This is a genomic window from Haloarchaeobius sp. FL176, assembly GCF_024609245.1.
Taxonomy (GTDB): domain Archaea; phylum Halobacteriota; class Halobacteria; order Halobacteriales; family Natrialbaceae; genus Haloarchaeobius.
In genome coordinates this window covers 54,685-79,966 of the sequence record NZ_JANJYH010000003.1, presented here as the reverse complement: position 1 = coordinate 79,966, position 25,282 = coordinate 54,685, and the positions used below count along the sequence as shown (strand labels likewise).

Here is a 25,282-nt window from a genome sequence, read left to right as displayed (position 1 = left end):
CACGCCCGTATCGCTCATATCTCATATGGGGCCTTCTACTCGTCTATACTTTTCGGACCCAGTTCGCTGTGCAAGACAAAAGTAAAGTCGCGGGGGTCGAACGTTCTCCCATGGACTTCAGTCTCAGTGCGGAGCAGGCCCAGATACGGGACATGGTCGCCGACTTCGTCGACGAGGAGGTCGTGCCGGTCGCCGACGAGATCGACCACGAGGACGAGTTCCCCGCCGAGCTCGTGAGCGAGATGGCGGACCTCGGGCTGATGGGGATGCCGTTCCCGGAGGAGTACGGCGGTGCCGGCCTGGACTACCACAGCTACGCTATCGGACTGGAGGAAATATCACGTGGCTCCGGCGGCCTCGGCACCATCGTCGCCGCCCACATCTCGCTGGCGGGCAACATGATCTACGCGTTCGGCGACGAGGCCCAGAAGCAGGAGTACCTCACCCCGCTCGCGGAGGGCACCGACATCGGTGCGTTCGCCCTCTCCGAGCCCGGTGCCGGCTCCGACGTACCCGCGATGGAGACGACCGCCGAGCGCGACGGCGACGAGTACGTCATCGACGGCGGCAAGCTCTGGATCTCCAACGGCTCCGTCGCCGACACGGTCACCGTCTTCGCGAAGACCGACCCCGACGCCGGCAACAAGGGGATCTCCTCGTTCGTGGTCCGCCCCGAGGAGGACGACGGCTTCCACGTCGAGGGCACCGAGGACAAGCTCGGCGACAAGGGCTGTCCGACCGCCGAACTCCGCTTCGACGACATGCGAATTCCGGCCGACCGCCTGCTCGGCGAGGAGGGCGACGGCTTCGTCCACGCGCTGAAGACGCTCAACGGCGGGCGCATCACCATCGCCGCACGCGGCGTCGGCATCGCCCGCGCGGCCCTGGACCAGGCGTCCGAGTACGCCCAGCAGCGCGAGCAGTTCGAGCAACCAATCTCCGAGTTCCAGGCCATCAAGCACAAGATCGCGGACATGGACACGAAGGTCCAGGCCGCCAAGATGCTGATGCACCGCGCCGCCGACAAGAAGATCCGCGGCGAGAAGTTCATCAAGGAGGCCGCACAGGCCAAGCTCTACGCCTCCGAGATCTCTCGCGAGGTGGCGAACGAGGGCATCCAGATCCACGGCGGCTACGGCTACACCAAGGACTTCCCGGCGGAGCGGTTCTACCGCGACGCGAAGCTCAACGAGATCTACGAGGGTACCAGCGAGGTCCTCCGGAACACCATCGGCGACCAGGTGCTGGACGAGTAGCCGTCGGCCAGAATCCTTTTCGACGTAAGCGGGGATACGTTACCGTATGTCAGTCGAGGGCGCGCTGTTCGGCGTCAGCAGGACCCAGCAGACGCTGTTAGCCGGGGTGCTGGGACTGGCGCTGCTCGGCTACGCGCTCCTAGCCCCGTCGATGGGGGGCGCGCCCGCCGACCCGCTGTCGCTCGCCGTCGGCATCGTGATGGCCGTCCACGCGGCCGTCGTCACCGTCCACGGGCTCGTGCTCGAGTGAGTGGGCCGACCGGTCGGACCCGCGGCTCGACCGTCCGGAGCCACGTCAGCGCCGCCAGTACCACCGTTGTCTTCGCGTACGTTCCCTGAAAGCACGGCGGCGGAGTGAGGACCGTCAGCACGCCGAACAGGACCGTGACGAGCCAGACCGACGGGGTGACCGGAGGACCGCCGACCGTGGCGGCGAACGCCTTTGCCTCCTCTGCGAGCGACACATCCTGACTGGTCTTGGCTTCCTACTTGAACGCTCGTGACCGTCAGCGGGCCAACGGCGAAGCCAGGACCGGCTCAGTCGAGCAGCGGGAGCGGGCTCGTCGGACAGACGCCGGGCATCTCCTCGAGCAGTTGCCGGAGAACGTGGACGTGACCGCTGCCGACGACTAGGAACAGGCGGTCGTCGTCGGGGTCGGCGGTGCGCCACAGGTTCTCGACGATTCGGAGGTTGCGCTCGTACCAGGCCGAGAGCAGTCTGCTCCCGATGCCGCGCTCGTCGCCACCGGCGATGCCGGCCGCGAACATCGCGTCGTGGTTCATGTGGAGTCGCCCCTCGCGGTTGACCCACCGCAAGTACGCCGGTATCGTCGACGTCGAGAGATGCTCGTCGGCCGCGCGTTTGTGCTCTGCTGGGGACGGCACCGGCGCGTCGAGCCGCTCAGAGGCACGTTCGATCATCGCCTCGAAGTCCAGCTGTTCTGCCTCGTCGTCGTCGAGGTTCGCGGCCATCGTCATCGGGTGGTCGACGGCGTGGACGCGGGCGTGGTCGAGGCGGTCCGCGAGCCGGAAGCCGACCTGGATCACCTCGCTGCGGCACTCGGTGTCCGTGTCGGAGCGCATCGGGTGGGGCGGGTCGATGGCCGTCTCCTCGTCGTACGACCGCTCGCCGGTCCGGTACTCGTCGTACAGCGCGTCGATGTCGGTCTGGCGGTCGAAGGGGCGCTCCACGGCGACGGCGGTCGGCTCCCACGTCGCCAGCCGGTCGGTCAACTCCCGTAGCTGGCGCTGTCGCTCCGGCGCGAGCACGTCGTCGGCGTCGACGTTCGCGACGTCCAGCCCCGGGTTGTCCATGTGGTACGCCCCGAGCAGCATCACTTCGGTGTCGTGCCGGTCCGGTTCGGGCCAGTTCGGTGGTGTCTCGGTCGACATCGTGTTGGGGGTCGACGGCCGCGCCGGACAAAAGTATAATTAGAAATTCATTTCTGTCCGCGAGCGTCGAGAAACGCGTTTCTATACGTTCGCTTACGTTTCTGACGGGTCCCGTTGCTCCGAGACGACCGAGAGGTCGCGGTCGAACGTGAACGTCGCCGTCTCGTCGTCGAGCGTCATCGTGACGGTCACCCGGAGCGGGTCGCGGTCGGTGACGGTGCCGCCGTCCACCGCGAGCCAGGGGAGGTTCCAGGTCGGCGTCGTCCGGAGGTCGATGCCGTGGTCGTGGTGGAAGCCCATCACCGCGGGGTGCGAGAGCGCGGCCAACGGGACGATGGCGTGCCAGGACTCGCCACAGCGGTCGCATTCGTAGACGACGGTCGTCTCCAGGTCGTCGCCATCGAGCCAGTCGGGGGCCCGCGCGTCGCCCGGCAGCACCACTTCCGTCGTGATCGGCCCATCGCAGTTGTGACAGAGGCCGTAGCCGGCCGACGCCCGGTTGCGCTGGCCCCAGCGCTCCACGACGTCGGCCACCTCGTCCGTCGCGACGGCGTCGACGAGTCCTGGCGGAACGTCGGGGTCGGTGTACTGCAGTTCACAGGCTGGGCACTCGATGGCGATGCCCTCGCTGCGGAACCGCGCGGTCATCGCCGCGCCACAGGCCGGACACGGTGCGTCGGTCGCCACCGGCTCTGCGTCCAGTTCCATCGTGACGCCGCCGGAGAGGACGGCACCGACGACGCGCTGGCCCGCAGCCGCGAGGCGGTAGCCGCTCTCGGTCGACCGCACGAAGCGCCCGACGAGTTCCCCGAGGTGGTAGTTGAACTGTCCGGGGTCGTCGACCCCGACGGCGTCCCGCAGCGCCGAGAACGACTGGACGCCGTCGGCGTCGTGGAGTGCCCGGAGGATGCCGAACCGTATCTCGTGGCTGAGGAGCCCGAACGCGGCTTCCGGCGTGCTGGTCTCGACCGTCGGCTTTTCGGCTCCGTCGTCCGCCATGTGGGCTGCAACGAACGGTGGCCGGTTAGCTCCCAGGGTCGTCGCCGGCGACGCATCCCTGAACCCACTCGACGTGCTCGTCGACCCGTGCTGTCCCGGCGTCGGTCAGCGAATACACGTCGTAGAGCCCCTCGGTGTGGGTCTCGACGAACCCCGCCGACTCCAGTGCGTCGAGCGCGCCGTAGAACGACTTCGGCTCGATGCGCTCGTCGTAGTGTCGTTCGAGCCGGGTCTTCAGCGCCTGTGCCTGGAGTTCGCCGGCGTCGTGGAGGAGAAAGCAGAGGTCCCGTCGCCGTCCGCTCTGGATGAACTTCGTCATGCGTGTGTGGTCGCGGCCGGCCCACTGGTGCGTTTCGCTTCGGTTCCGAAACCGGCAGGTACGACACCCTCCGGTCCCAACGCCCGTCCATGACAGCCGACACGGCGACGAGCGATGGCATCACGGCCCGGTACGAGGAGACCGAGACCGAGCGCGTCCTGTCGTTCGAGCGCGACGGGGCCACCGCCGCTGTGGCGCAGAACGTCGACGGCTACGCGATGCTGAAGGTGCGACCGACGGCCGGGGGGGACGAGCTGGAGCGCTACTACGGCTTCGACATGGCTCTGGACCACGTGGCGGAGCTGCTCGGCGTCGCGGTCCACGACCTGCCCATCCCGGAGGCCGCCGAAGACCTGGGCATGTGATCAGGTGACAACGGCGTACAGCAGCAACATGCCGAAGTAGACGACGACGAGGGCACCGACCAGCTTCAACCGGTAGAGACCAAGCTCCTCCTCCTCGGCCGAGTACACCTCGCGGAAGGCCGCTTCCTCCGCCTCGGTCATCCGGTCGTAGTGGCTCAGCCCGACGTGGAGCGTGCGCTGGTCCTCGCGGCGGAACGGCCGGTCGCAGTACGGACAGCCGTGGGCCGTGGCACCCGCGGGGACATCTGTCTCCGGGGGTGCATCGGTACGGTCGTGCTGGGGGTCGGTGTTCGCTGTCATAGGTACGGTGGCGTGAGGGAAGGGGCGGCGACGATCCAGAGGCTCACCATGGTGTAAACGACCATGACGCCGATGAACGGGTACTGGCTGCGGACGGCCTGGAGTCGGCTCGGGAAGACGTCGTAGGCGGTCGAGTGCGCGACCCAGATGGCGAGCAGGTGGCCGAGCAGGACGAACGCGAGCTCGAGCCCGCTGACGAAGCCCGGCAATCCGTACCGCTGCGGGTTCAACGGCGGCGCGCTCGGGTTCGCGAGCACCTGCGAGAGCGGGAGCGAGAGCACGACGAAGTAGCTCAGGTAGTGGGCGAGGTGGTAGCCCGCGGCGATGGCGAGCAAGGGGGCGGCGAACCGTCGGCCGAGGGCAGCCGGCGTGAAGAACGTCTCCCCGGTGTCACGTGCGAGTCGTGCTGCCAGCTCGTAGACGCCGACGAACACCCCGAACCCGAGCAGGTACGCGACGAGGTACGTCGCGAGCGGCGGGACGCCGGCTTCGACGACAGTCGTCGCGACGTCGCCCCAGAGCGGGGTCGTCACGAGGCCGTCGTAGGTCGTCACCCACAGGAGCGTGACGACGAACACCACGTCGCTCCGGTCGCGGACGACCGACGAGTCGGTCAGACCCATGCCGGGCAGGCGGAGCCGGACGCCGTCGTCGGACCGGACGAGCGGGGCGACCGCGCCGAACGCGGCGAACGTGCGCGAGACGGGGTCGCCCCGCTCGAACCAGCTCTCGCCGAAGACGAGCCCGGCGACGGTCGTCGCGAGCCCGTAGCCGGTCACGGCCGTCGCGAGGAGCCGCGGGTCGTCGGCGAGCGGGAGCACGACCTCGGTGAACACGAGGGCGAGCAGGCCGACGACGGCGGGCCAGCTCCCGAGCCGCTGTGGGTACTCGCGGGGTGACGCGGGGCGGAGCGTGTACACCCACCGGACGAGCGCGCGGAACGGGTTCAGCGCGCGCCAGGTGTTGCCGACGAGGTACGTCGTCATCGTGAACCCTGCCCACCAGCCGACCCAGACGACCAGCACCGCGAGGTTCCGGAGCGGCGCCAGCGGCCCGGTGAACCCGAACCAGAGGACGGCACCGACGCCGACCAGCCCGAGGAGTGGCGCGAGGTAGCGCGAGACCGCGACCGGGAACCGTCGGAGCGTCCGGTGCCAGTCGTCGATGCTCGCGATGTACCGGCGGTCGGTCACCGTCGCCGCGAGCAGGAACGAGGCCCCGACGGCCGCACCGCCGGTCAGCAGGAAGAGCCATGCCGGCACCGCGATGGTGCCGGCTTCACCACGGAGCGAGCCGCCGTGGGCGAGGGCCGTCCCCGACGCGAGGACGAGCGTCCCGAACGCCGCCAGCACGAGGCGTCGGGGACGGTGTCTCTCCATCGCAGGTTACGCGACGGGTGCGCCGACGTACAGGACGACGACGAGGAAGATCCAGACGATGTCGACGAAGTGCCAGTACATCGAGACCGTGCTCACGGAGACGTGGCGCTCGGCGGAGTACTGGCCACGAACCGCGCGCACGAAGACGATGCCGATGAGCACCGCGCCCAGGCTGACGTGCAGGCCGTGCAGGCCGGTCAGCGCGTAGAAGCCGCTGGCGAACACCTGGCTAAACTCGCCAGAGCCGAGGGCGAACCCCTCGTGGACGATGAACTCGTAGTACTCGTACACCTGGCCGGCGATGAACACCAGCCCGAGGGCGAGCGTCGTGCCGAGCAGACCGATGAACCGGTTGCGGTTGCCCTTCAGCAGCGACGTGTGTGCGAAGTGGATAGTGAAGCTGGACGCGACCAGCAGTGCAGTGTTGACGAGCACGAGACTCCCGAACAGTTCGGGCACTTCGCCCACGTCGCCGACGCGGACGAAGAAGTAGTAGATGAAGCCCGCGCTGAAGGTGGCGACCTCGGAGCCGAGGAACGCGACCATCCCCCACCTGAGCTTGTGTTCGCTCTGTTCGTCTGCACCGCGCTCCCAGAAGGAGACGATGAAGGCGTGGTAGAGCCAGCCGAACAGGCCGACCAGGAACAGCAGGGTACTCACGATAGCGGCGCCGGCGAACACGCCGTAGCCGACGATGTTCCTGGTCACGAGCACGTACAACGCGGCACCGAGGTAGATACCACCGGCACCGAGTGCGGCGACGAACGGCCACCAGCTGGCCTCGCCGAACCCGCGCGGCCAGTCCTCGACGGCCGGCAGGTGGTGCCCGTGGTCGTCCCCGGATTCTTCGGCAACTGTCATGGAAGGGGCTTACGAGTGGACTACCAAAAATCCATCCAAGCGCGTTCGCGCCCCGATTCGGCGAAACACCGGGGGAACCGGCATCCCTTGCCGGGGAATGTCGTGGCGCTGTCAGCTCGCCCGAGGCGCTAGCCGGTCGCGAAGACGAGCGCGAGCCGAATCACTGCTAGCCCGGTCAGGGCGAGCGCCGTGAGCATCAGGGTCGCGAGCGCCGCCGGAGGGCGACGACTGCGCCAGCGACGGCCAGCGTGCCGGCAACGAGGACCCCGACCAGAAGCTGGAGCGGTGTGCCGAGGAGGCGAGTGTTCCAGCGTGCGGTGAAGGGACCACGCACGGCTGCGCACTGGGACTCCGGACAGCAAAAGTTGAATCAGGCGTCGTACGTCGAAGCGGCGTCCGGTCGTCAGGCCGCGACCGTCGCGTTACTCGAGTTGGTGCCGCCTGCGGGCGCCTCGCAGGTCAGCTCTTCCTCGTTCCACTCACCGGTACACTGGTCGGCGAGCCAGGTCTCGTATTCGCCCTGGGGCATGACCTCGACCTCGAACATCATCGCGGAGTGGCCGGTGCCACAGTACTCCGCGCAGTAGCCCTGGTAGAGCCCGGGTTCGGTCCCGGTGGTCATGATGTAGTTGTTCTGACCGGGGACCGCGTCCTGCTTGAGCCCGAGCTGTGGCACGTGGAAGGCATGTAGCCAGTCCTTCGTCGTGATGTTGAAGTACGTCTCCTGCCCCTCGGGGATGACCAGCTTCGAGCTGGAGGAGACGTTGTGGCGGGTGTAATCGAACGTCCAGGCGTACGTTTCCGCGGTCACGTTGATGTGCTCGGCGTCGTCGGGGATGTCGGCGCGGTCCTCGACGTCGTCGGTGACGACCGACTGGTCGGCCATGACCATCGTCGTCGCGATGCCGACGAACAGGAGGATGACGGCGGTCGCGACGGTCCAGGTGATCTCCAGACGACGGTTCTCCCGGGTCGGCTTGGCCTCGTCGCTGTCCTTGAACTTGAGGACAGTGTATATGAGGATGCCCTCGACGAGGACGGTGATCGGGATAGCGACGACGAGCAGGCGCTCGTTGAGCCCGTTGATGGCCTCGGCGGACGTCGACTGCGCGGCCGCCGGGTCGGCAGCGAGCAGCAAGAGCGCCGCCCCGAATGTGGCCAGCGGGGCGATTCGCTTTGCGTTCATGTCGATTCGACGGTTAGGAAGACGGGGTTAAATATGTGCTGACTCGGGGGCGACGACCGGGTGAAAGCGTCGATTCTAAGTGCTCCCAGTCGAAGGTTTCCCTAGTACCCGTGTCCCGACCGTACCCCCGGCCCGTCGGCTCGCATCGCCGGTTCACCGGCCTGCTCGCAGCGACCGCGATGGGCGTCTACGCGCTCGTCCTCGTCGGGGGGACGACCGCCATCACCGGGGCGTCCGAGGCCTGCTCGACCTGGCCCGCCTGCAACGGCCAGTGGCTGGTCGGGCTCTCGGACCCCGACCTGCTCGTCGCGTGGGGGCATCGCGTTGCCGCGCTGTTCGTCGGCCTCGCGGTCGCAGCGACGTTCGCGGCGGCCTGGCTCGGCCCGGCGAGCCGTCGCGTCAAGCTCGCACTCGCCGGCGCGCTCGTGCTCTACCCCGTGCAGGTCGGCCTCGGCGCGGTCGCCGCGACCACGGCGACGCCGACGGCGCTGCTCTCGGGCGTTCACCTGACCGTCGGCGTCTCCATCTTCGGCGCGGCGATGTTCGCACTCGCCTGGAGCCTGGAGTCCGCGACGGCGACCGAGGCCGACTACGACCCGTCCGTCGACGCGGACCCGATCGACGATGCTGACGAGGAGGCTGACGCACCGGCCCGGGACCTCCCGACCGGCGGGCTCGCACGCGCGAAACTCGTCGCCAACGCCTACTTCCGGCTCATGAAACCGCGCCTGATGTGGCTGCTCTGTCTGGTCGCCGGCGCGGCGATGGCGCTCGCGGCAGCCACGAGCGCGGCCGACCTCACGGTCCGCATCGTCGCCCTGACGATGCTCGGCGGCGTCCTCTCCATCGGTGCGTCGGGGACGTTCAACCACGTGCTCGAACGCGACGTGGACCGCAAGATGCAGCGCACTTCCGACCGACCGCTCGCGGTCGACGTGGTGCCCGTCCGCAACGCGCTGGCGTTCGGATTCGCGCTCGGGACCGCGTCCCTGCTCTCGTTCGCGGCGGTCAACCTGCTCGCGGCGGTGCTCGGGCTGGTCGCCATCCTGTTCTACAGCGTCGTCTACACGCTGGTGCTGAAGCCGAACACGGTCCAGAACATCGTCGTCGGCGGTGCAGCGGGCGCACTACCGGCGCTCATCGGGTCGGCGGCGGTCACGGGCACCATCGGCCTGCCGGGGCTCGCGCTCGCGACGGTCATCTTCCTCTGGACGCCCGCGCACTTCTACAACCTCGCGCTGGCGTACAAGGAGGACTACGCCCGCGGCGGGTTCCCGATGCTCCCGCTGGTCCGGGGCGACGCCGTGACGAGGAAGCACATCGTCTGGTACTTCACGGCGACGCTCGCCGGCGCGGGCGGACTCGCGGCCGTCTCGGACCTCGGACTGCTGTACGCTTTCGTCAGCATCACGGTCGGCGCGGTGTTCCTCTGGGCGATCGTCCGCCTCCACCGCGAGCGCACGACCGACGCCGCGTTCCGCGCGTTCCACGCCTCGAACGCGTATCTCGGTGCGCTCCTCGGCGCCGTCGTCGTGGACTCGATGGTGTTGTGAGATGACGACCGAACGCGTGGACTTCGCGTCGCTCGTCCCCGAACCGTCGACCGTGTTCGCGGGGTTCATCGTGCTCACCATCGAGGCGCTTCTGGCGTTGCTGTACCTCACGGAGGTCAGCTCCATCTCGCTCTCGCTGGTGGTACTGCCATTCGTCTGGATCAACGTCGGGCTGTGGGCGCTCTGGCGAACTGACCCGCCGACGGCACCAGTTCGCCGCCGACGAGTCGCGGCCGTCGTCGCGGTCGGCTACGCGCTGATACTCGCGTACTTCGGCGGGCTGCTCGACCTCGGCTACGCGTTCGTCTCGGTGCCGGGGTACGACCCGTCCTACGGCTGGTACGTCGCCACGTCGCTGCCGCCGGGGTTCGGCCCCGCGGCCACCTACGAGAGCGAGCTCCTCATCGTCCGACTGTTCCCGTATCAGGTGGTCGGCTACACGGCGCTTTCGTACCTGGTCTACGTCACGGTCATCGACGCCGCTGGAGCGGCCGTCTCCGGAGTGCTCGGCCTGCTCTCCTGTGTCTCCTGTAGCTGGCCGGTCATCGCGACCATCGTCACCGGCGTCACCGGGGGCTCCTCGGCGCTCGCGGCGCAGGCGTACCAGCAGTCGCTCCCCCTCTCGACGGCGGTGTTCGTCGTCACCGTCGGACTGCTGTACTGGCGGCCGTCGCTGTGACCCTCTCTCGGAGGGTCGCCGCCCGAAACCTCAGAACAGCGATTCGTCCTCGTCGAGCAGGCGTGCCGGGCCGCCGACCTCCCAGATGGTCGTCCGGACGCCGGTCTCGCTGACGGCCTCCTTGACGCGCTCGGCGTGGTCGGCGGTGGTGTTCACGTACACGGACGCGCCGGTGTCGGTCGAGAACCAGACGGGCACGCTGTCGACGTCGTCGTCGTCCTCGTAGCCGTTCTCGCGCAGCTCGCGCACCTTGTTGAAGACGGCGAGCGTCGGGGGCTGCCAGTACACCCAGCCGTCGGGGCCGGTCATCGTCGTGGCGGCGAGCGAGAGCGAGTCCTGCTCGGCGATGTGGCCCATCCGCTCGAGGTCGTCGGCGTGGAGGGCGTCGCGCATCTCGACGAGCTGGTCCTGGACGTACGCCCGGCGGTCGCCGAACATGTGGCTCTTCTCGGCCTCCGAGTGGGCGTCGTCGGTGTCCTTGTACGACGGAACGAGCGCGACGATTATCTTGAGCTCGTCCTTCAGGTCCGTCGGGATGCGGTGGGAGCGGCAGTCGCGGTCGTTCAACCCGGCGCGCAGGTGCGAGAAGCCACCTGTCACCGAGCGGGCGGCCGACGCGGAGCCGACGCGCGCGATTGTCGAGATTTCGGCGTGCGAGGCGTCGAGTTCGGCGGCCTCCGAGAGCGCCATGGCGGCGGCGGCGAAGCCCGAGGCAGACGAGCCCAGCCCGACGTTCGACGGGAAGGAGTTCTCGGACTCGAGCTTGACGGGGTAGACGGTGTGAGCCGCGTCGGACATGTCCCGCGCCTTGTCGACGACGCGCTCGACGCGGTCGAAGGCGTGGCCCTCCAGCTCCTCGCCGTCGACGATGTACATGTCCTCGTCGTAGTCCATCGAGAACTCCACCGTCGTCTTCGTGTGGCTCGGGGCCGTGCAGACGCTGATGGAGTCGTGGTACGGCTGTCGCTCGATGTCGTCGCGCATGCCGTGGTACTTGACGAGTCCCTGGATGGGGTGCGCCATCGCGGTTGCCTTCATACCTCGATAGCCGACCGACGCGCGCTTAAAAGTCACGGGTGATTCGGGGAGCTTTCGACGGTCACCACTTGCCGAACGTTCAAGCGGCCAGAGTGCGAACTACTCACATGGAACGGGACGAACACGACCACGGAACGGATATCCTGGAGCGGGCAGGCTACGACCTACGAACCGCGAGCCACGCCGTGGTAGGCGACCCACACGGCGGGACCCGGCGCCTGACCGGCGCCGACCGACCGCTGGCGGTCGTCACGCTCGACGACCGACACGTCGAGCCCGCAGCGCTGGTCCCGGAGTTCGCGTCGGTCCTCGCACGGGGCCACGACGCGTTGTTCGTCGTCCCGGACGTGGACGCACTCGCGGCCGTCGTCGAGGTGCTGGACAGGCCGCACTGTCTCGCCGCCGAAGACGAGGACCGCTGTCGGACCTTCTACGACGGCCCCGACCGCGTCCCCCTCGCGAACGGCCACTACGCCCTGGCACCGGCGGGGGAGCTGGTCTGGCGCGAGCGCGACCCGCCCGAGGCCGGCGACGGGGACCGCACCGGCTCCGACCGCAAGCAGGTCGTGCTCGAGGACGGCACGGAAGTGCTCGCGCGCTTCGACGACGTGGACGCGCTCGCCTGCCCGCCGGCCGACGCGTTCCCGCTGTCCTACGAGCGCGGCGGCGACAAGACGTTCCACGTGTACGACCGCTGGGGGAGCGAACTCGGTCGCTTCGGCACCATCAAGGCCATGCGCGAGCACGCCTTCGAGCCGGTCGCGATGCCGCTCGTGCCCGAACACATCTTCGACGACGGCTCCCTCGTCACCTCGTGGGCAGCCGTGGTCGACGGCGAAACGACGGTCCACACCGCCGACGGCACCCGCGAGGCCTGAGATGTCGGCGTCGTCGTACCCCGCCCTGGCGCCGGACGGCGACGGCTGGCGGCTCAGTGACGAGTCCACCGAGGTCGTGTTCGACCTCGCGACGGTGCGAGTGCTCGGCGCGACACGGCTGTACGAGGACGCCGACCTGCGGGCGGCGGTACGCGAGGCGACCGACGGCGCGCTCGACCAGCCCTGGAGGTTTTGCTTCGCCACACAGCTCTCCTTCCAGCCGCCGCTGACCCCCGGCCTGGGTCCGGCATCGCTGTACCCGACCGTCGCCTCGTCGGCCCGCCGTCAGTTCGCCGAGGACCTGCGCGAGCGCGGGTTCCGGAACGTCGAACGCGGCCGCCACGACCGGCTGCGGACCGACAGTGGAGCGCGCGCCCGGCTCACCCGGTACGAGGCGACGTTCCCCATGGCCGACGCATTCGCTGGGGACGGTGACCGCCCAGCGGAGGCCGAAGTCGCCGTCGAGGGCTGGCTCTCGGTCTGGGTCGCCGACGGCCAGTTCCGCCTCGCCGGCGGCGCGTACCCCACCGACGGGCTGGACGCCGTCGCGCCCGGCGTCGCGGACGACCCCGGCACGTACCGGAACGAACTGCTCTCCGTCCTTCGGTCGGCGTGATACCGGGGGCTGGGTTCACGTTTAGTGTGGACTCTTCGGCAGCACCGCGCCGCTGTGGCGCGGTCGCGGTCGGCTGGGACTGAAGGGATCTTTCCACTCGGTAGCAGAGACGAGGTCGGCGTCCCACCAGTCGGGGATGGCGAGCGAACGGGGGTGTTCTAGCTGCTCCCGGCCGTCAGTGTAGCGACTCCGAGAACCCGGAGCGTGAACTCGGCTTCCGCCCACGTTTCACGGACCGGAACACCTTTTACATCTGGGTGGTACCACTAGGTTGTATGGACGACTTCGACTCGTTCGCGGACGTCGGTGAAGCGGAGGTAACGCGCGCAATCGGCCAGGAGTGGAGCGAGGAGTTCCTCGACTTCTCCGACAGCGAGGTCATCATCGTCGGTGGCGGGCCCTCCGGCCTCACGGCGGCGAAGGAGCTCGCCGAACGCGGTGTCAAGGTGATGGTCGTCGAGAAGAACAACTACCTCGGCGGCGGCTTCTGGCTCGGCGGCTTCCTCATGAACAAGGTCACCGTCCGAGACCCCGCGCAGGGCATCCTCGACGACCTCGACGTCGAGTACGACGAGGCCGGTGATGTCGACGGCCTCTACGTCGCCAACGGACCCGAGGCCTGCTCGGGCCTCATCAAGGCCGCCTGCGACGCCGGCGCGAAGATGCAGAACATGACGGAGTTCACGGACATCGTCGTCCGCGAGGACCACCGCGTCTCCGGCATCGTGATGAACTACACGCCGGTCCACGCGCTCCCCCGCGAGATCACCTGCGTCGACCCCGTCGCCGTCGAGGCCGACCTGGTCATCGACTCCACCGGCCACGACGCCATGGCCATCAACAAGCTCGACGAGCGCGGCGTGCTCGACGCGCCGGGCATCCAGGCCGCGAACGAGCGCGGCGAGGTCATGGACCAGACCGGCGACGACAGCTACGGCGCGCCCGGCCACGACTCGCCCGGCCACGACTCCATGTGGGTCGGCCGCAGCGAGGACGAGGTCGTCGAACATACCGGCCTCGTCCACGACGGTCTCGTGGCCTCCGGCATGGCCGTTGCCACCGCCTACGGCCTCCCGCGTATGGGCCCGACGTTCGGTGCGATGCTCGTCTCCGGGAAGAAGGCCGCACAGGTCGCGCTGGACGAGCTCGACAAGGACGTCGAGCCCGTGACGCTGTCGGACTCGCCCGCACCGGCCCCCGCTGACGACTGACGACCTTTTTACGCCTCGGGTGCGCCTCCGGCGCACCGCTCGGCGCAAAAAGCTCGGCCAAAAAGACCGGGCGCTCACTCCGTTCGCGCCCGGCGCAACGGTGGCTGACAGCTACCGCACGATGCCTGTCCCTACCCAAAGGCCGCCTGTGTGTCCCTACTCCTCCTCGTCGTCCTCGACGAGCAGCCACTTGTACTCGCCCGAGGTGACGAGGATATCCGTCGAGAAGGCGACCTCGACGTCCGCGGCGGTCACGTTGCCGGCGACGGTCGCTCGGACCCAGCCGGTCCGCGACTCGTCGGTCGGGAGCGGTCGGATGCTCCGGTACAGGCCGTCGGTCGCCCACGTTGGTGCGCCGTCCGGGTCGGTGGCGGTGGAGTTCCGCGGGCGAACCGCGACGGCCGGCGTCGCGCCGTCCTCGTTCCCGACGTTCTCGACGGTCACCTTCACGAAGAGGAACTGCTCACCGTCCGGCGCGGTGACGGTCCGGGTCCCGCCGGAGTCGGCGGCCGCGTCGTAGGAGTCGGCGAACCGGTAGTCGTCGACCGTGACCGCGATGGTCGTGTTCTCCTGTCCGAGCTCGGCCGTCTCGCCGATACCGTACGACTCCTCGCTACCGCCGCCGAAGTCGTCCGTACAGCCCGCGAGGGCGACGAGGACGACGAGTGTGAGGGCGATGGCGACGTGCCGGTTCGATTGCATACGCCTCTCGACGTATCAGTCTCGGATAATTCTTGTGCCGTTCGTTGGCACGACACATCACGCCGGCCTGCCGAAGGCGAACAGCGTCATCGGCGTCTGGTTCGACGCACGCGGTGAGAGGTGCTCGGTGACGAGGTCGTCGAAGAAGGTGAACCCCCGCCCGCCGAGCCGCCGGTGGGCGTACGTGGCGAGGTAGAGTCGGCCGAGCTCGACGCCGGCCTGGAGCTGGGCGAGCCGGTAGCCGCGGTTGCCGAACCGCTCGACGAGGGCGTCGACGTCGGCCATCGCGTAGACGTTCACGGCGGCGTCACCGACGACCGACTGACCGGCTGCGAGGTGGCCGGCCGTCTCGCGGTCCGTGTCACCGAGCCGTTCGAGACAGGTCGACCCGGGGTGGTACTGGTAGGCCCCGGACTCGATGCCGTCGACGGCGTGGACGAGGCAGTAGTAGTCGAGGACGCCGTCGCCGCCGTCGAAGCAGTCCGTCGGCACGCCGGCGAGGGACCGGTCGACCACCGTCGCGAACAGCCGGTCGCTGATCGACTCGTGTGTGTACTCCCGCGAGGAGCCGCGCCGTCTGATGGTGTTCCCGACCGGACGGGCGGAGGCGGTCTCGGCGTCGACGGGGTCGAGTTCGACTCGCTCGCCGTCGCCGGGTGCGTGCGTTCCGAGCACGCCCGGAGCGTCGGCCGCCGCGTCGTCAGCCGGAAACCGTTCGCGCCACGCAGCCGCCGCGTCGCCCTCCAGGAGCGTGCTCTGGTCCCACGCGTCGTGCACGAGCGGGTAGTCGACCGGGTCGGAGTCGAGGACGACCTCGGGGTCGATGGAGTCGACTTCGGGGACGTCCGTTGCGGGGTCGTCGCCCCCGACGGGGACCAGTGCGAGCGGTCCCTCGTCCTCCGGGTCGACTCCGAGGAGGTCGACGACGGGGTCGTCGGCGAACCCCAACACGACCTCCGCGCGTCGGCCGCCGGCGTGGGCGACCGCGAGCAGGTTCGCAAGCACGGTTCCGGAGTCCCAGAATGCGTGCCGGTAGGTCCGGTCGCGGTACTTCCAGGCGTTGCGCCACCAGGTCGACGTCGCGACGATGGTCACCGGCGCCTCGGCGACGCCCGTCTGTCCGCCCGCTGCGTCTGCGAGTACACCGCGGTAGTCTCCCTCCCGGAGCACGTGGAACGCGTCGCTCTCGGGGTCGTACTGGTAGACGCCGGCGTCCGTGTCCTCGCGGTCACCGCAGACGGCGTAGCAGTCGACGTGGTACAGTTTCCCCGTGCAGGAGGCCGCCCGAAACGCCACCTGCTGCCCGCCGCGGTCCAGCGTCTTCGTGACGCCGTTCGAGTAGTGACAGAGCGTGGTGAGTGCGTCGCCGTCCATCGACGTTCGGGCTCCGCCAGCGGAGCCGGCGGTCGAGGTGTCGACGGCCGACAGCGCCGGTGTCTCCGCGGGGTCGACGACGGCACCCAGCGAGCGTCGTGGTAGATCGGCGTACACCTTCGACGGCCGTGGCTGGTTGTCGAAGTCGAGTTCGAACTCCATCTCGCTGAACTGGCGGGGAGTGTGCTTCGTGCGCTCGTGGTACTCGCGGGCGTCGGCCATAGCGTTGCATTTCACACGGTTATTAAAACGCTTTTTCGTCGTCTGTCACGGAGTCACATCCGCCCGCCGGTCAGGCGGACGATGCCGAGCACGCGCTCCTCCCGGTGGCTCGCCTGTGCCCGGTCCAGCAGTGCATCGCGGGCCGACTCGACCCGCTCGCGCAACAGGTCGTGCGGCGGGGGGTCGTACCGGAGTTTGTGCGTCGGCGGCGTCGAAAGCACCGTCAGCGCACGGAAGAGCGCGTTCACCGGGGCGGCCACCGGCTCGTCCGACAGTGCCATGTCCACCAGCACCACCGTCCCGTCGGTCGCGAGGTCGCACCAGCCGTCGACGGCCGCGGCAGGGTCCGCCAACATCCCCGAGACGAACGTCGCGAGGACGCCGTCGACGGGTCCCGAAACCGGCGGTGCAGTCGCGTCACCGTGGACGAGGTGGACGTTCCCCCAGCCCCTCCTGTCGACGAGTCCGCGGGCCTGGTCGAGCATCCCGCGGGTGTAGTCGACGCCGACGACCGTCCCATCGGGGCCGACCTGCTCGCGCAGGTACGGCAGGTTCGCACCCGTGCCACAGCCCATCTCGACGACGGTGTCGCCCCGGTCGAGTGCGAGCGCCCGCGCTGCGCGGTCACGGAGCTCGCCGACGCCGGGAACGTACGTCGCAACCAAATCGTACAGTCCCGCCCACCGGCCGTAGAACGCTCGCGCGGCGGCAGTCCCGTCGCTCATGTCAGCTCGCGAATCGTCTCCGCGACGGCGACGGGGTCGTCGCCGAGCACGTAGCAGATGGGTTCGATGCCGACCGCGCCGGTCTGGTACAGCACCGTCGCGTCCGGCGTCTCGTCCAGCGCCGCCGCGACGCCCGCCGCAACGTCTTCCTCGCTCTCGAACGCTGCCGTCACGTGGCCCTGCTCCTCCAGCGCCGCGACGATGTCGGGGTCGTAGCGGATGTTCGCCGCCGCGTTGGCACCGCTACCGGCATCGCGCGCCGCCAGCAGCACGCTCGCGACGTACTCGCTGACGCCGAACTCCGGTTCGGCGGGAATCGTCGCCCGGCCCTTCACGTCCACGATGCGGCCCGGCACACCCGCCACGTCGTCGATGGTGGTCGCGTCGGGCGTACACGCCACCAGGTTCGAACCGACGTTCGGGATGAGCCCCGCGAACCCGCTCGTGTTCTCCAGCACGCGTAGCCCGCGCCGGAGCGACGAGAGCACGCGCTCGGCACTGCGCAGGTCGCTGTCCGGGTCGTGGATGGCGAACTCCGCGCCGTACTCCGCCAGCTCGGGCATCTGCTCCCTGTGCATCGCCGCCAGCAGGTCACCGCGCTCGAGCTGCCGGATGACCACCTCCGCCTCCACGAGCCCCTGAACCGGGCGCATCGTGTCCGACGCGAGCCCCTCGCCGACGCGGGCGACGAGCTCCTGAACCCGCTCGTCCTCGACGAACTCCTGCCGTCGAGTCACGTCGCCGTGGGCGTACTTCGACACCGCGGACTGGCTGATGCCGAGTGCCTCCGCGACCTCGCTCTGGGTGAACCCGCGGTCGCGCAGGTCCTCCGCGAGCATCGAGCGGAACGTCGGGAGGAACTCCTCGACGACGATCTCCTCGACGAATCTCATTTCTGGTCTCCACTAAACTCGTGATCGCCTTGAATCTTGGACGCCTGGGGGCCGGTCTGGTCCTGGTACTTCGAGCCCCGCTCGCTCCCGTAGGGCCGCTCTGCCGGGGTCTTCAGTTCGGTGAACGTCAGCTGGGAGATGCGCATCCCGGGCGTCAGCGCGACCGGCGCGCTCCCGAGATTCGAGAGCTCGAGGGTTATCTGTCCACGGTACCCCGGGTCGCACAGCCCTGCTGTGGCATGTACTACCACGGCAAGACGACCCAGGGAAGAACGGCCCTCCACGTGGGCGATGAGGTCCGCCGGGATCTCCACCCGCTCCTTCGTCGTTCCCAGCACGAAGTCGCCCGGATGCAGGATGAACTCTCCCTCGGGGTCGACGACCGTCTCGTTGACGTACTCGTCAACCTCGCTCTCCGAGTTCGGATGGATACAGGGGATGTTCGTCCGCTGGAACTCCAGGAACTCCCGCCCCAGCCGCAGGTCGACACTCGCCGGCTGCACCTGCAGGTCGATGTCGTCGAGCGGTTCGACGACGAGGTCGCCCTCCTCGAGCCGCCGCAGGATGTCCGCGTCCGAAAGTATCATGCTCGGAGTGTCCACCGGGTTGCGGGTAAAGGTTCTCGATTGGACTCCGTGGCGTGAAAACAGCGCTAATCGACCGGGCTATGCTCCCGGAACCCCGAACGCCCCGACACCCAGATTGAACACGACGTTCAGCAGGTAGATGATGAGCGTCGCGGCGACCCAGGCGGCGAACCCGATGATGCCGGCGTCCGTCCAGCCGCCGGGGTAGCGCCAGTTGATGACCCAGATCCAGGCCAGTAGCGCGAACAGCACGCCGAACAGCGGCACCAGCGAGCCGAGCGACCACGCGATGGCACCGACGAGCGCGGTGACGACGGCGTGGCTGTAGTCGTCCACGTCGGCGACGACGCGAGCGGCGACGTAGATGGCGAGACCGCCGACGAGCAGTGCGACGACGAACGAGACGACGGAGCCGATGAGTGACACCATATCCTTGGATTCGTCGGCAGCGCTAATATAGGGCCCCCCTGTTTCTGCTCGCTCTCGCGTTCCGGACGGGGCACGACACGTCGCTTCTCGGAGGGGAACGATTACGACCGATGCGATCCAACGGCCCGGTATGTCCCTCCACACTGACAGCCGGCCGTGGCTGACTGCGGCGGCGACCGTCGCCTTCCTCGTCGGGCTCGTGGTGCTGACGGACGCGACGGCGGGGTCCGTGCTCCCCATCGCCGTGCTGTTCGTCGGGACCGCGCTCTGGAACGTCGTCGAGGCGTCCATAGACACACCCGAAGGATCGAACTGGGTGGTCTACGGCGGGCTAGTCGCCGTGATCGGCTCGCTGCTGGCGGTCGTCGACGGGTCCGTCGCAGTCGGCGCGGCGGTCGTCGCTGCCGGGCTGTGGTTCGTCGCGGACGGGGTGACGACGATGCTGTACGCGCCGGCCACCGAGCGCCCGGCGTTCGTGGCCGGAATCGACGAGGACTCGGGCGAGGCGATGCGCCGCATGGGCACGCTTCAGGTCGTCCACCAGCGCTTGAAAGCGACCGACGGTCCCGTTACGCCGACCGAGCTGGCGGCGGATCTCGAACTCACGGCGGAGCGGGCCGCGGACGCGCTGGCGTACCTCGAGACGCAGAACAGGGCGGAGAAGGTGGACGCCGGCTACCGAACGCGGCCGCCCCGCTGGGGCCGACTCGACCCCGTGGTTCGGTTCGTTGGCTGGCTCCCGCGGCGGCTCTTCCGACCGGTCCGGCGGGTCCGTCGCGGCGTCGCGGACTGAGAACGGCCGACCGGTTCAGGCCTCCGCCTGCCAGTCCCGTACGCGGTCGGCGCTGACGCCCTGGACGTCGCCGGCGACGGTGTCCGGGTCCGCCTCTTTCAGGTCGTCGACGCTCTCGATGCCGGCGTCCTTGAGCTTCTCGGCGGTCGCCGACCCGATGCCGTCGAGGGACTCCAGGTCGGTGCCGGACTCGCTCTCGCGCTCCTGGTACTCGCGGTAGTTGCAGATTGGACAGCCGAGCTCCCAGGGCTCGCGGTCGTCGTCCTCGTAGGTGACGTGTAAGGCGTGGACGCCGTGTTCGTCGCAGACCTCGTCCTGGACCTCGATGTCACCACGCCGGGGAAGCGGAACGGAGTAGTCGCAGTCGGGGTAGCGCTTGCAGCCGACCAGCCGGGAGCCGTTCCGGAGGGTCTTGACGGCGAGCTCGCCACCCGCTGCGTCGCTGGCTTCGCCGTCTCGCGGCGTCTCCGACGGCGCGCTCTCCTCACCACAGTCCGGACAGGGGCCGATACCGGGGCCCTCGCCGGCCTCGTCGGCCTTGCACTGCGGGCAGCCGTGGACGAACGTCTGGCGGCCGGCGAGCATCTTCACCTCGTTGAGCCCGTGCTCCTCGCAGGTCTCGTCCATGATGAGGGGTTTGCCCGTCGAGGGCAGCGGGAGGGTGTAGTCGCAGTCGGGGTAGCCGTCACAGCCGACGAAGTACGAGCCGCGACGCGAGCGACGCACGAGCAGGTCGTGGTCGGATTCGGGGCAGGGCCCGAGCCGCTTGTCGGCCTTGAGGCTCTCCTGGAGGTGGTCACCGACCTCCTCGCGGGAGTCACGGAGCTCCTCGAACACCCTGTCGAGCATCTCACGGGACTCCTGGGTCACCTCCTCGTAGCTCGCCTCGCCCTTCGCGATGCGGTCCATGTCCTGTTCGAGCTGTGCGGTCATCTCCTCGCTGACGATGTGGTCGGCGAACGTCTCGGCCGCCTCGACGACGGCCTCGGCGAGCGCGGTGGGCCGCGGGGGGTCGTTCTCGATGTAGCCACGGTCGTACAGCTTCTCGATTGTCTCGTGCCGGGTCGCTTTCGTCCCGATACCCATCTTCTCCATCGTCTCGATGAGGCGGGACTGGCCGTAGCGCCGCGGCGGCTGCGTCTGTTTCGCCTCCAGCCGGACGTCCTCGATGGCGATCTCGTCGTCGACGTCGACGTCGGGGACGTAGTTCTCGTTGGTCGAGTAGTAGGGGTAGACCGCGTGATAGCCGGGGTCGACGAGGCGCTTGCCGTTGGCCTTCAGCCGGTGGTCGCCCACGTCGGCGACGACCTTCAGATGCTCCCACTCGGCCGGCTCGGCGACGGTCGCGTAGAACCGGCGGACGACCAGCTCGTACACCTCCCACTCGTCGTCGTCCACGTCGCTGCCCCGGACGGGAATCTCCCCGGTCGGGTGGATGGGCGGGTGGTCGGTCGTCTCCTCGTCGCCCTCGGTCGGTTCGATGTCCTCCAGGTCGAGCAGCGCCTCGGCGCTCTCGCCGAGCTCGGAGTGGCCGACGAAGTCGTCGAGCAGCTCCTCCTCGTCGAGGTCGTCGGGATAGACGGTGTTGTCGGTGCGGGGGTAGGTGATGAAGCCGGCGGTGTAGAGGTCCTCCGCGATGCTCATCGCGCGCTTGGCCGAGTAGCCAAGCGAGCTGGCCGCCCGGATGAACTGCGTGGTGTTGAACGGCGCGGGCGGGCTGTCGGTCCGGCTGCGGCGGTTGACGTCGGTGACCGTCGCGCTCGCCGCCTCGGACAGGTCGTCGTACACCGCGTCCGCCGTCGCCTCGTCCCAGACGCGTTCGGCCTCGTTGTCGTCCTCGTCGAGGTAGAAGTACTGCGCCTCGAACGCCGCGTCCTCGTCCGCCGGGGCGAGGTCGGTGAACAGCTCCCAGTAGTTCTCGGGGTCGAACGCGTCGATCTCGCGCTCGCGGTCGACGATGAGCTTCAGCGTCGGCGACTGCACGCGGCCGACGGAGATGAAGTCCTCGCCGAGCTGGCGCGCCGACAGCGAGAGGAACCGCGTCAGCGCCGCCCCCCACACGAGGTCGATGACCTGCCGGGCCTCGCCGGCGGCGGCGAGGTCGAAGTCCAGGTCGTCCGGCTCGGCGAAGGCGTCGGTGACCTCGCGCTGGGTGATGGAGGAGTACCGCACCCGGTCGACGGGCACGTCCTCGTTCACCTCGCGGACGATCTCGTAGGCCTCCTTCCCGATGAGCTCTCCCTCGCGGTCGTAGTCCGTCGCGATGGTGACTCGCTCGGCCTTCCGGGCGAGCAGTCGCAGCGTCGCGACGATGTTCTCCTTCGTCGGCGTCTTCTGGATGTCGGCGCCGATGAGCTCGTGCGGCTCGACGTCGCGCCAGTCGTCGTACTCCGGCGGGAAGTCGACGCCGACGACGTGGCCCGACAGCCCCACGCAGCGTTTGCCGCCCCACCTGTAGACGTTGACGCCGTTCTCGCGCTCGGCGGACGCGGACTCGCCGCTCAGGATGTCGGCGATGCGGCGGGCCGCGTTGTCCTTCTCGGTGATAATCAGCTCCATCGTCCACCTCGCGGTCGTCCCTGGCTCATTGGGGGAGAATAAGCGCACGCCCCGTTTAGAGCTTTCGCCGAAAACCGCCGGACTGCGCGGGTGTGCGTGCGCCTGAGCGTCGGACACGAGCGGCCGCGTACGCGAGGTGTCGGTCGAGTCTCGCGCTCCCGTCGTCAGCGGAGAGGGGGACCAACCGGACGCCGTTCCTGGTGGCCGTCTCAGTCCGTCCGGAACCGGGTCCTCGTCACTGCCTCGTCGCACAGCAAGAACCTTTGTATGGCTAGCAACGCTACACTTGGGAGGTCCAGTTCACATGAGTGCACGGCTCGACCCGGAGACGGCCCGCCGGCGGTTGTACGAGATCATGGGGAGCGACGACCCCCTCGACGACCGCATCCGGCGGGCTCTGGTCCTCGGAAGCCGGTTCCTCGCCGTCGAGAACGGTCACTTCACCAGCATCGACGCGAGCGACGACTACTGGCGCGCGGCCGTGAGCACGGACCCCGCGGACGGACCGTTCGCCGCCGGGACGGTGATCGACCTCGCCCAGACCTACTGCCGGCTGGCAGTGGACACCGACGAGCAGCTCGTGCTCTCGGCGGCGAGCGAACAGGGAATGGCCGACGACCCCGCGTACCGGGAGCACGAGCTCGAGTGCTACCTCGGGACGCCGGTCAGGGTAGACGGGTCGACGGTCGGCACCGTCTGTTTCGTGTCACACGAGCGGCACGAGGCGTTCGACGCCGTCGAGACGATGTTCGCCGAACTGCTCGCACGGACGATAGAGCGAGAGCTGGAGCATCAGCACGCGGAGGACCGGATGGCACGGCTCGACGAGTTCGCCGGCGTGCTGAGCCACGATCTCCGGAACCCGCTGAACGTCGCTCAGGGGTGTCTCGAGTCGGTGAAGGAGACCGGTGACCCGGACGACTTCGAGGGCGTCGCGGCGGCGCTCGACCGGATGGAGGCGCTCATCACCGACGCCCTGACAGTCGCCAGAGAGGGTCGCCCGGTCACCGACTACGAGGCCGTGCCCCTCGACACCGTCGTCCGTGACTGCTGGCGGATGGTCGACACCGCCGACGCGACGCTGGTCATGGAGTCGCGACGGACCGTCCGTGCGGACGCGAGTCGACTCCAGCGGCTGCTGGAGAACCTCGTCCGGAACGCGCTCCAGCACGGCGGGAGCGAGGTGACTGTGGTCGTCGGCGACCTCCCCGAGGGGTTCTACGTCGCCGACGACGGTCCGGGTATCCCACCGGACAGACGGGCCGAGGTGCGCGAGTCGGGGTTCACGACAGCCGAGGACGGTACCGGCTTCGGGCTGAGCATCGTCCAGTCCATCGCGGAGGCTCACGGCTGGTCGGTCGAGATAACGGAGAGCGAGGAGGGCGGTGCCCGGTTCGAGTTCCACGGCGTGGACACGGTCGAGGCGGCGGAGTGAGTCGGGGGCCGGCGGGCCGGGACAGGGAGACACACGTCCGAGTCCTTAAATGCGGGCGAGGGAGTAGGGTGGGGTGTGACGATCGAACTGGACGGCGCGCACACCACCGCCCGCGTCATGGTCGAGGACGAGTCGCTGGTCGAGGCGAACTGTCTGGACCAGATCCGGACGCTGGTCGACCACCCCGCGTTCACCGAGCCGGTTCGGGTCATGCCCGACACCCACTGGGGCGCGGGCGCACCCATCGGCTTCACGATGCCACTCGGTGAGCGCGTGGTCCCGAACATCGTCGGCGTCGACGTCGGCTGCGGGATGGCGGCGACGAACCTCGGACGCGAGCTGCCCTGCGACGACGAAGAGCGCGAGCGCCGCGTCCGCGAGGCGATTCCCATGGGCCGCGACGTCCACGACTACGACGACGCGGTCCACCTCGTCGACGAGTTCCCGTTCGACCGCGCGAACGACGTGTTCGAGCGGTTCGACGCGGCCTACCGCGAGCGCTTCGGCGAGTCGGTCGACCCCCTCGAGTTCGAGTTCGACGGCTACGACGGCGAGTACTTCGAGGGGCTCTGCGACCGCGTGCTCTCCCGGAAACGCCAGGGGATGGGCTACGTCATCCGCGGGGCCGGCACTCTCGGCGGCGGGAACCACTTCGTCGAGTTCGCCCGCGGCCGCGAGTCGGGCGACTACTGGCTCGTCGTCCACTCCGGGTCGCGCTACCTGGGGCTCTCCGTCGCGGAGTACTGGCAGGAGCGCGCCTCCGACCTCCGCGACGCGGCCCACATGCGCGGCCAGATCGACGAGGGTGACCGGCAGTACCTGAAGTTCGACCCCGACGAGGTCACGCCCTCCGAGCTGTTCGCCTGGGTCACCGGCGGGATGGGCGAGTCCCACGTCGACGCCGACGCGGTCCGCGCGGAGTTCGACGGGAAGGAGATAGAGCGCACGTTCGACCGCCTGAACGCGATGGACCCCACCGGCACCGACCGCAACGAGGAGCTCGACTGGCTCGAAGGTCGCGAGGCCCACGGCTACCTCGTCGACATGCTGTTCGCCCAGCAGTACGCCCGCTGGAACCGCGAGCTGATGAGCGACGCGATCTGTGACTCGCTCGGCGTCGACCCAGTCGACCGCTTCCAGTCCATCCACAACTACATCGACTTCCACGACCTGACCATCCGGAAGGGAGCGACCCCCGCCCGCGACGGCCAGCGCCTCGTCGTCCCGTTCAACATGGCCGACGGCTCCGTTATCGCCCGCGGGAAGGGCAACGAGGAGTGGCACCGGACCGCCCCCCACGGCGCGGGCCGAGTGATGGGCCGCCGCGAGGCCCACGAGACGTTCTCGGTGGAGGAGTTCGCCGACGCGATGGACGGCGTCTATTCGGAGTCGATCGAGGAGAGCGTCATCGACGAGGCCCCGATGGCGTACAAGTCCTCGGAGGCGATTACCGAAGCGCTGGAGCCGACCGCTGAGGTCGTCGAGCGGCTGGACGTGCTGCACAACCTGAAGGCGAAGGAGTGACCCCGAC

General features: G+C 68.9%; 28 protein-coding genes. 11 read left to right on the top strand and 17 right to left on the bottom strand.

The genetic code is table 11. The annotated features are described in order from the left end of the window. The first annotated feature begins 110 nt into the window (after positions 1 to 110). Positions 111 to 1,256 (top strand): acyl-CoA dehydrogenase, encoded by a 1,146-nt coding sequence (locus NO978_RS06475; protein ID WP_257298733.1) that lies wholly within the window; start codon positions 111 to 113, stop codon positions 1,254 to 1,256. A gap of 46 nt (positions 1,257 to 1,302) precedes the next feature. Then, positions 1,303 to 1,506 (top strand): hypothetical protein, encoded by a 204-nt coding sequence (locus NO978_RS06470; protein ID WP_257298732.1) that lies wholly within the window; start codon positions 1,303 to 1,305, stop codon positions 1,504 to 1,506. Here NO978_RS06470 and NO978_RS06465 read toward each other — a convergent pair. The 4 genes from NO978_RS06465 to NO978_RS06450 form a co-directional block, all read right to left on the bottom strand. Then, entirely contained in the window at positions 1,478 to 1,720 is a 243-nt protein-coding gene (locus tag NO978_RS06465) for a hypothetical protein (RefSeq protein WP_257298731.1), read from the bottom strand. The two genes, NO978_RS06470 and NO978_RS06465, sit on opposite strands and share 29 nt — an antisense overlap. Before the next feature lie 73 nt (positions 1,721 to 1,793). Beyond that, positions 1,794 to 2,648: a DUF5694 domain-containing protein gene (locus NO978_RS06460; RefSeq protein ID WP_257298729.1), complete on the bottom strand. Its 855-nt coding sequence runs from the start codon at positions 2,646 to 2,648 to the stop codon at positions 1,794 to 1,796. 93 nt (positions 2,649 to 2,741) lie between these two features. Then, positions 2,742 to 3,647 (bottom strand): helix-turn-helix domain-containing protein, encoded by a 906-nt coding sequence (locus tag NO978_RS06455; protein WP_257298728.1) that lies wholly within the window; start codon positions 3,645 to 3,647, stop codon positions 2,742 to 2,744. Positions 3,648 to 3,672: 25 nt separating this feature from the next. Continuing rightward, positions 3,673 to 3,966, bottom strand: a complete 294-nt coding sequence (locus tag NO978_RS06450; RefSeq protein WP_257298726.1) for a PadR family transcriptional regulator — start codon at positions 3,964 to 3,966, stop codon at positions 3,673 to 3,675. An 89-nt stretch (positions 3,967 to 4,055) separates the two neighbouring features. Here NO978_RS06450 and NO978_RS06445 point away from each other — a divergent pair, with 89 nt between their 5' ends. Continuing rightward, positions 4,056 to 4,331 (top strand): hypothetical protein, encoded by a 276-nt coding sequence (locus tag NO978_RS06445; protein ID WP_257298725.1) that lies wholly within the window; start codon positions 4,056 to 4,058, stop codon positions 4,329 to 4,331. Here the strand turns inward: NO978_RS06445 and NO978_RS06440 are convergent, their stop codons facing one another. The 5 genes from NO978_RS06440 to coxB all read right to left on the bottom strand — a co-directional run bounded on the left by NO978_RS06440 (position 4,332) and on the right by coxB (position 8,057). After that, complete coding sequence (locus NO978_RS06440) at positions 4,332 to 4,631, bottom strand: C2H2-type zinc finger protein (RefSeq protein WP_257298724.1); 300 nt, start codon at positions 4,629 to 4,631, stop codon at positions 4,332 to 4,334. Then, positions 4,628 to 6,010: a hypothetical protein gene (locus NO978_RS06435; RefSeq protein WP_257298723.1), complete on the bottom strand. Its 1,383-nt coding sequence runs from the start codon at positions 6,008 to 6,010 to the stop codon at positions 4,628 to 4,630. Before NO978_RS06435 ends, NO978_RS06440 begins: the two co-directional genes overlap by 4 nt. Before the next feature lie 6 nt (positions 6,011 to 6,016). Further along, the gene (locus NO978_RS06430) at positions 6,017 to 6,871 is read right to left on the bottom strand and encodes a heme-copper oxidase subunit III (protein ID WP_257298722.1); all 855 of its coding nucleotides are present in this window, start codon (positions 6,869 to 6,871) and stop codon (positions 6,017 to 6,019) included. Positions 6,872 to 7,067: 196 nt separating this feature from the next. Further along, positions 7,068 to 7,205, bottom strand: coding sequence for a hypothetical protein (locus NO978_RS06425; RefSeq protein WP_257298721.1), 138 nt, complete (start codon positions 7,203 to 7,205; stop codon positions 7,068 to 7,070). A 69-nt stretch (positions 7,206 to 7,274) separates the two neighbouring features. Beyond that, a complete protein-coding gene (gene coxB, locus NO978_RS06420; protein ID WP_257298720.1) occupies positions 7,275 to 8,057 on the bottom strand; it encodes a cytochrome c oxidase subunit II in 783 nt (260 codons plus the stop codon). 179 nt (positions 8,058 to 8,236) lie between these two features. Here coxB and NO978_RS06415 point away from each other — a divergent pair, with 179 nt between their 5' ends. Then, positions 8,237 to 9,610: a heme o synthase gene (locus tag NO978_RS06415; RefSeq protein WP_257299135.1), complete on the top strand. Its 1,374-nt coding sequence runs from the start codon at positions 8,237 to 8,239 to the stop codon at positions 9,608 to 9,610. A 1-nt stretch (position 9,611) separates the two neighbouring features. Further along, on the top strand, positions 9,612 to 10,289 hold the full coding sequence (locus NO978_RS06410) for a hypothetical protein (RefSeq protein ID WP_257298719.1): 678 nt from the start codon (positions 9,612 to 9,614) through the stop codon (positions 10,287 to 10,289). Between the two features lie 30 nt (positions 10,290 to 10,319). Here NO978_RS06410 and mvaD read toward each other — a convergent pair whose 3' ends face one another. Next, on the bottom strand, positions 10,320 to 11,327 hold the full coding sequence (gene mvaD, locus NO978_RS06405) for a phosphomevalonate decarboxylase MvaD (RefSeq protein ID WP_257298718.1): 1,008 nt from the start codon (positions 11,325 to 11,327) through the stop codon (positions 10,320 to 10,322). A 107-nt stretch (positions 11,328 to 11,434) separates the two neighbouring features. Here mvaD and NO978_RS06400 point away from each other — a divergent pair, with 107 nt between their 5' ends. The 3 genes from NO978_RS06400 (at position 11,435) to NO978_RS06390 (ending at position 14,032) form a co-directional block, all read left to right on the top strand. Then, positions 11,435 to 12,205 carry a hypothetical protein gene (locus NO978_RS06400; RefSeq protein ID WP_257298717.1) on the top strand — a complete coding sequence of 257 codons (771 nt, stop codon included), beginning with the start codon at positions 11,435 to 11,437 and terminating at the stop codon, positions 12,203 to 12,205. 1 nt (position 12,206) lies between these two features. Then, positions 12,207 to 12,821, top strand: a complete 615-nt coding sequence (locus tag NO978_RS06395; RefSeq protein ID WP_257298716.1) for a hypothetical protein — start codon at positions 12,207 to 12,209, stop codon at positions 12,819 to 12,821. Positions 12,822 to 13,096: 275 nt separating this feature from the next. Next, positions 13,097 to 14,032: a sulfide-dependent adenosine diphosphate thiazole synthase gene (locus NO978_RS06390; protein ID WP_257298715.1), complete on the top strand. Its 936-nt coding sequence runs from the start codon at positions 13,097 to 13,099 to the stop codon at positions 14,030 to 14,032. A 156-nt stretch (positions 14,033 to 14,188) separates the two neighbouring features. On the opposite strand, the gene NO978_RS06385 is transcribed toward NO978_RS06390, so the two are convergent. The 6 genes from NO978_RS06385 to NO978_RS06360 form a co-directional block, all read right to left on the bottom strand. Further along, positions 14,189 to 14,734, bottom strand: a complete 546-nt coding sequence (locus tag NO978_RS06385; protein ID WP_257298714.1) for a DUF4352 domain-containing protein — start codon at positions 14,732 to 14,734, stop codon at positions 14,189 to 14,191. A gap of 57 nt (positions 14,735 to 14,791) precedes the next feature. Then, positions 14,792 to 16,330, bottom strand: coding sequence for a SagB family peptide dehydrogenase (locus tag NO978_RS06380; RefSeq protein ID WP_257298713.1), 1,539 nt, complete (start codon positions 16,328 to 16,330; stop codon positions 14,792 to 14,794). A 53-nt stretch (positions 16,331 to 16,383) separates the two neighbouring features. Continuing rightward, entirely contained in the window at positions 16,384 to 17,055 is a 672-nt protein-coding gene (locus tag NO978_RS06375; RefSeq protein ID WP_257298712.1) for a class I SAM-dependent methyltransferase, read from the bottom strand. Continuing rightward, complete coding sequence (locus NO978_RS06370) at positions 17,052 to 17,948, bottom strand: thiamine-phosphate synthase family protein (protein ID WP_257298710.1); 897 nt, start codon at positions 17,946 to 17,948, stop codon at positions 17,052 to 17,054. Before NO978_RS06370 ends, NO978_RS06375 begins: the two co-directional genes overlap by 4 nt. Then, complete coding sequence (dcd, locus tag NO978_RS06365) at positions 17,945 to 18,535, bottom strand: dCTP deaminase (RefSeq protein WP_257298709.1); 591 nt, start codon at positions 18,533 to 18,535, stop codon at positions 17,945 to 17,947. Before dcd ends, NO978_RS06370 begins: the two co-directional genes overlap by 4 nt. 78 nt (positions 18,536 to 18,613) lie before the next feature. Next, a complete protein-coding gene (locus tag NO978_RS06360; RefSeq protein ID WP_257298708.1) occupies positions 18,614 to 18,964 on the bottom strand; it encodes a hypothetical protein in 351 nt (116 codons plus the stop codon). A 130-nt stretch (positions 18,965 to 19,094) separates the two neighbouring features. On the opposite strand from NO978_RS06360, the gene NO978_RS06355 reads away from it, so the two are divergent. Continuing rightward, on the top strand, positions 19,095 to 19,757 hold the full coding sequence (locus tag NO978_RS06355; protein ID WP_257298707.1) for a hypothetical protein: 663 nt from the start codon (positions 19,095 to 19,097) through the stop codon (positions 19,755 to 19,757). A 15-nt stretch (positions 19,758 to 19,772) separates the two neighbouring features. On the opposite strand, the gene NO978_RS06350 is transcribed toward NO978_RS06355, so the two are convergent. Next, entirely contained in the window at positions 19,773 to 22,316 is a 2,544-nt protein-coding gene (locus NO978_RS06350; protein WP_257298706.1) for a DNA topoisomerase I, read from the bottom strand. A gap of 304 nt (positions 22,317 to 22,620) precedes the next feature. On the opposite strand from NO978_RS06350, the gene NO978_RS06345 reads away from it, so the two are divergent. Both NO978_RS06345 and NO978_RS06340 read left to right on the top strand, forming a co-directional pair. Next, the gene (locus tag NO978_RS06345) at positions 22,621 to 23,751 is read left to right on the top strand and encodes a HAMP domain-containing sensor histidine kinase (protein WP_257298705.1); all 1,131 of its coding nucleotides are present in this window, start codon (positions 22,621 to 22,623) and stop codon (positions 23,749 to 23,751) included. Positions 23,752 to 23,826: 75 nt separating this feature from the next. Then, complete coding sequence (locus NO978_RS06340; protein ID WP_257298704.1) at positions 23,827 to 25,275, top strand: RtcB family protein; 1,449 nt, start codon at positions 23,827 to 23,829, stop codon at positions 25,273 to 25,275. Positions 25,276 to 25,282: the final 7 nt, after the last annotated feature.

Coding starts and splice junctions, on each gene's coding strand:
- NO978_RS06355 (WP_257298707.1), top strand. CDS start 19,095: ATGTCCCTCCACACTGACAGCCGGCCGTGGCTGACTGCGGCGGCGACC.
- NO978_RS06350 (WP_257298706.1), bottom strand. CDS start 22,316: ATGGAGCTGATTATCACCGAGAAGGACAACGCGGCCCGCCGCATCGCC.
- NO978_RS06395 (WP_257298716.1), top strand. CDS start 12,207: ATGTCGGCGTCGTCGTACCCCGCCCTGGCGCCGGACGGCGACGGCTGG.
- NO978_RS06455 (WP_257298728.1), bottom strand. CDS start 3,647: ATGGCGGACGACGGAGCCGAAAAGCCGACGGTCGAGACCAGCACGCCG.
- NO978_RS06370 (WP_257298710.1), bottom strand. CDS start 17,948: ATGAGATTCGTCGAGGAGATCGTCGTCGAGGAGTTCCTCCCGACGTTC.
- NO978_RS06390 (WP_257298715.1), top strand. CDS start 13,097: ATGGACGACTTCGACTCGTTCGCGGACGTCGGTGAAGCGGAGGTAACG.
- NO978_RS06360 (WP_257298708.1), bottom strand. CDS start 18,964: ATGGTGTCACTCATCGGCTCCGTCGTCTCGTTCGTCGTCGCACTGCTC.
- NO978_RS06435 (WP_257298723.1), bottom strand. CDS start 6,010: ATGGAGAGACACCGTCCCCGACGCCTCGTGCTGGCGGCGTTCGGGACG.
- NO978_RS06450 (WP_257298726.1), bottom strand. CDS start 3,966: ATGACGAAGTTCATCCAGAGCGGACGGCGACGGGACCTCTGCTTTCTC.
- dcd (WP_257298709.1), bottom strand. CDS start 18,535: ATGATACTTTCGGACGCGGACATCCTGCGGCGGCTCGAGGAGGGCGAC.
- NO978_RS06345 (WP_257298705.1), top strand. CDS start 22,621: ATGAGTGCACGGCTCGACCCGGAGACGGCCCGCCGGCGGTTGTACGAG.
- NO978_RS06410 (WP_257298719.1), top strand. CDS start 9,612: ATGACGACCGAACGCGTGGACTTCGCGTCGCTCGTCCCCGAACCGTCG.
- NO978_RS06385 (WP_257298714.1), bottom strand. CDS start 14,734: ATGCAATCGAACCGGCACGTCGCCATCGCCCTCACACTCGTCGTCCTC.
- NO978_RS06400 (WP_257298717.1), top strand. CDS start 11,435: ATGGAACGGGACGAACACGACCACGGAACGGATATCCTGGAGCGGGCA.
- NO978_RS06380 (WP_257298713.1), bottom strand. CDS start 16,330: ATGGCCGACGCCCGCGAGTACCACGAGCGCACGAAGCACACTCCCCGC.
- NO978_RS06460 (WP_257298729.1), bottom strand. CDS start 2,648: ATGTCGACCGAGACACCACCGAACTGGCCCGAACCGGACCGGCACGAC.
- NO978_RS06445 (WP_257298725.1), top strand. CDS start 4,056: ATGACAGCCGACACGGCGACGAGCGATGGCATCACGGCCCGGTACGAG.
- mvaD (WP_257298718.1), bottom strand. CDS start 11,327: ATGAAGGCAACCGCGATGGCGCACCCCATCCAGGGACTCGTCAAGTAC.
- NO978_RS06475 (WP_257298733.1), top strand. CDS start 111: ATGGACTTCAGTCTCAGTGCGGAGCAGGCCCAGATACGGGACATGGTC.
- NO978_RS06440 (WP_257298724.1), bottom strand. CDS start 4,631: ATGACAGCGAACACCGACCCCCAGCACGACCGTACCGATGCACCCCCG.
- NO978_RS06375 (WP_257298712.1), bottom strand. CDS start 17,055: ATGAGCGACGGGACTGCCGCCGCGCGAGCGTTCTACGGCCGGTGGGCG.
- NO978_RS06415 (WP_257299135.1), top strand. CDS start 8,237: ATGGGCGTCTACGCGCTCGTCCTCGTCGGGGGGACGACCGCCATCACC.
- NO978_RS06430 (WP_257298722.1), bottom strand. CDS start 6,871: ATGACAGTTGCCGAAGAATCCGGGGACGACCACGGGCACCACCTGCCG.
- coxB (WP_257298720.1), bottom strand. CDS start 8,057: ATGAACGCAAAGCGAATCGCCCCGCTGGCCACATTCGGGGCGGCGCTC.
- NO978_RS06470 (WP_257298732.1), top strand. CDS start 1,303: ATGTCAGTCGAGGGCGCGCTGTTCGGCGTCAGCAGGACCCAGCAGACG.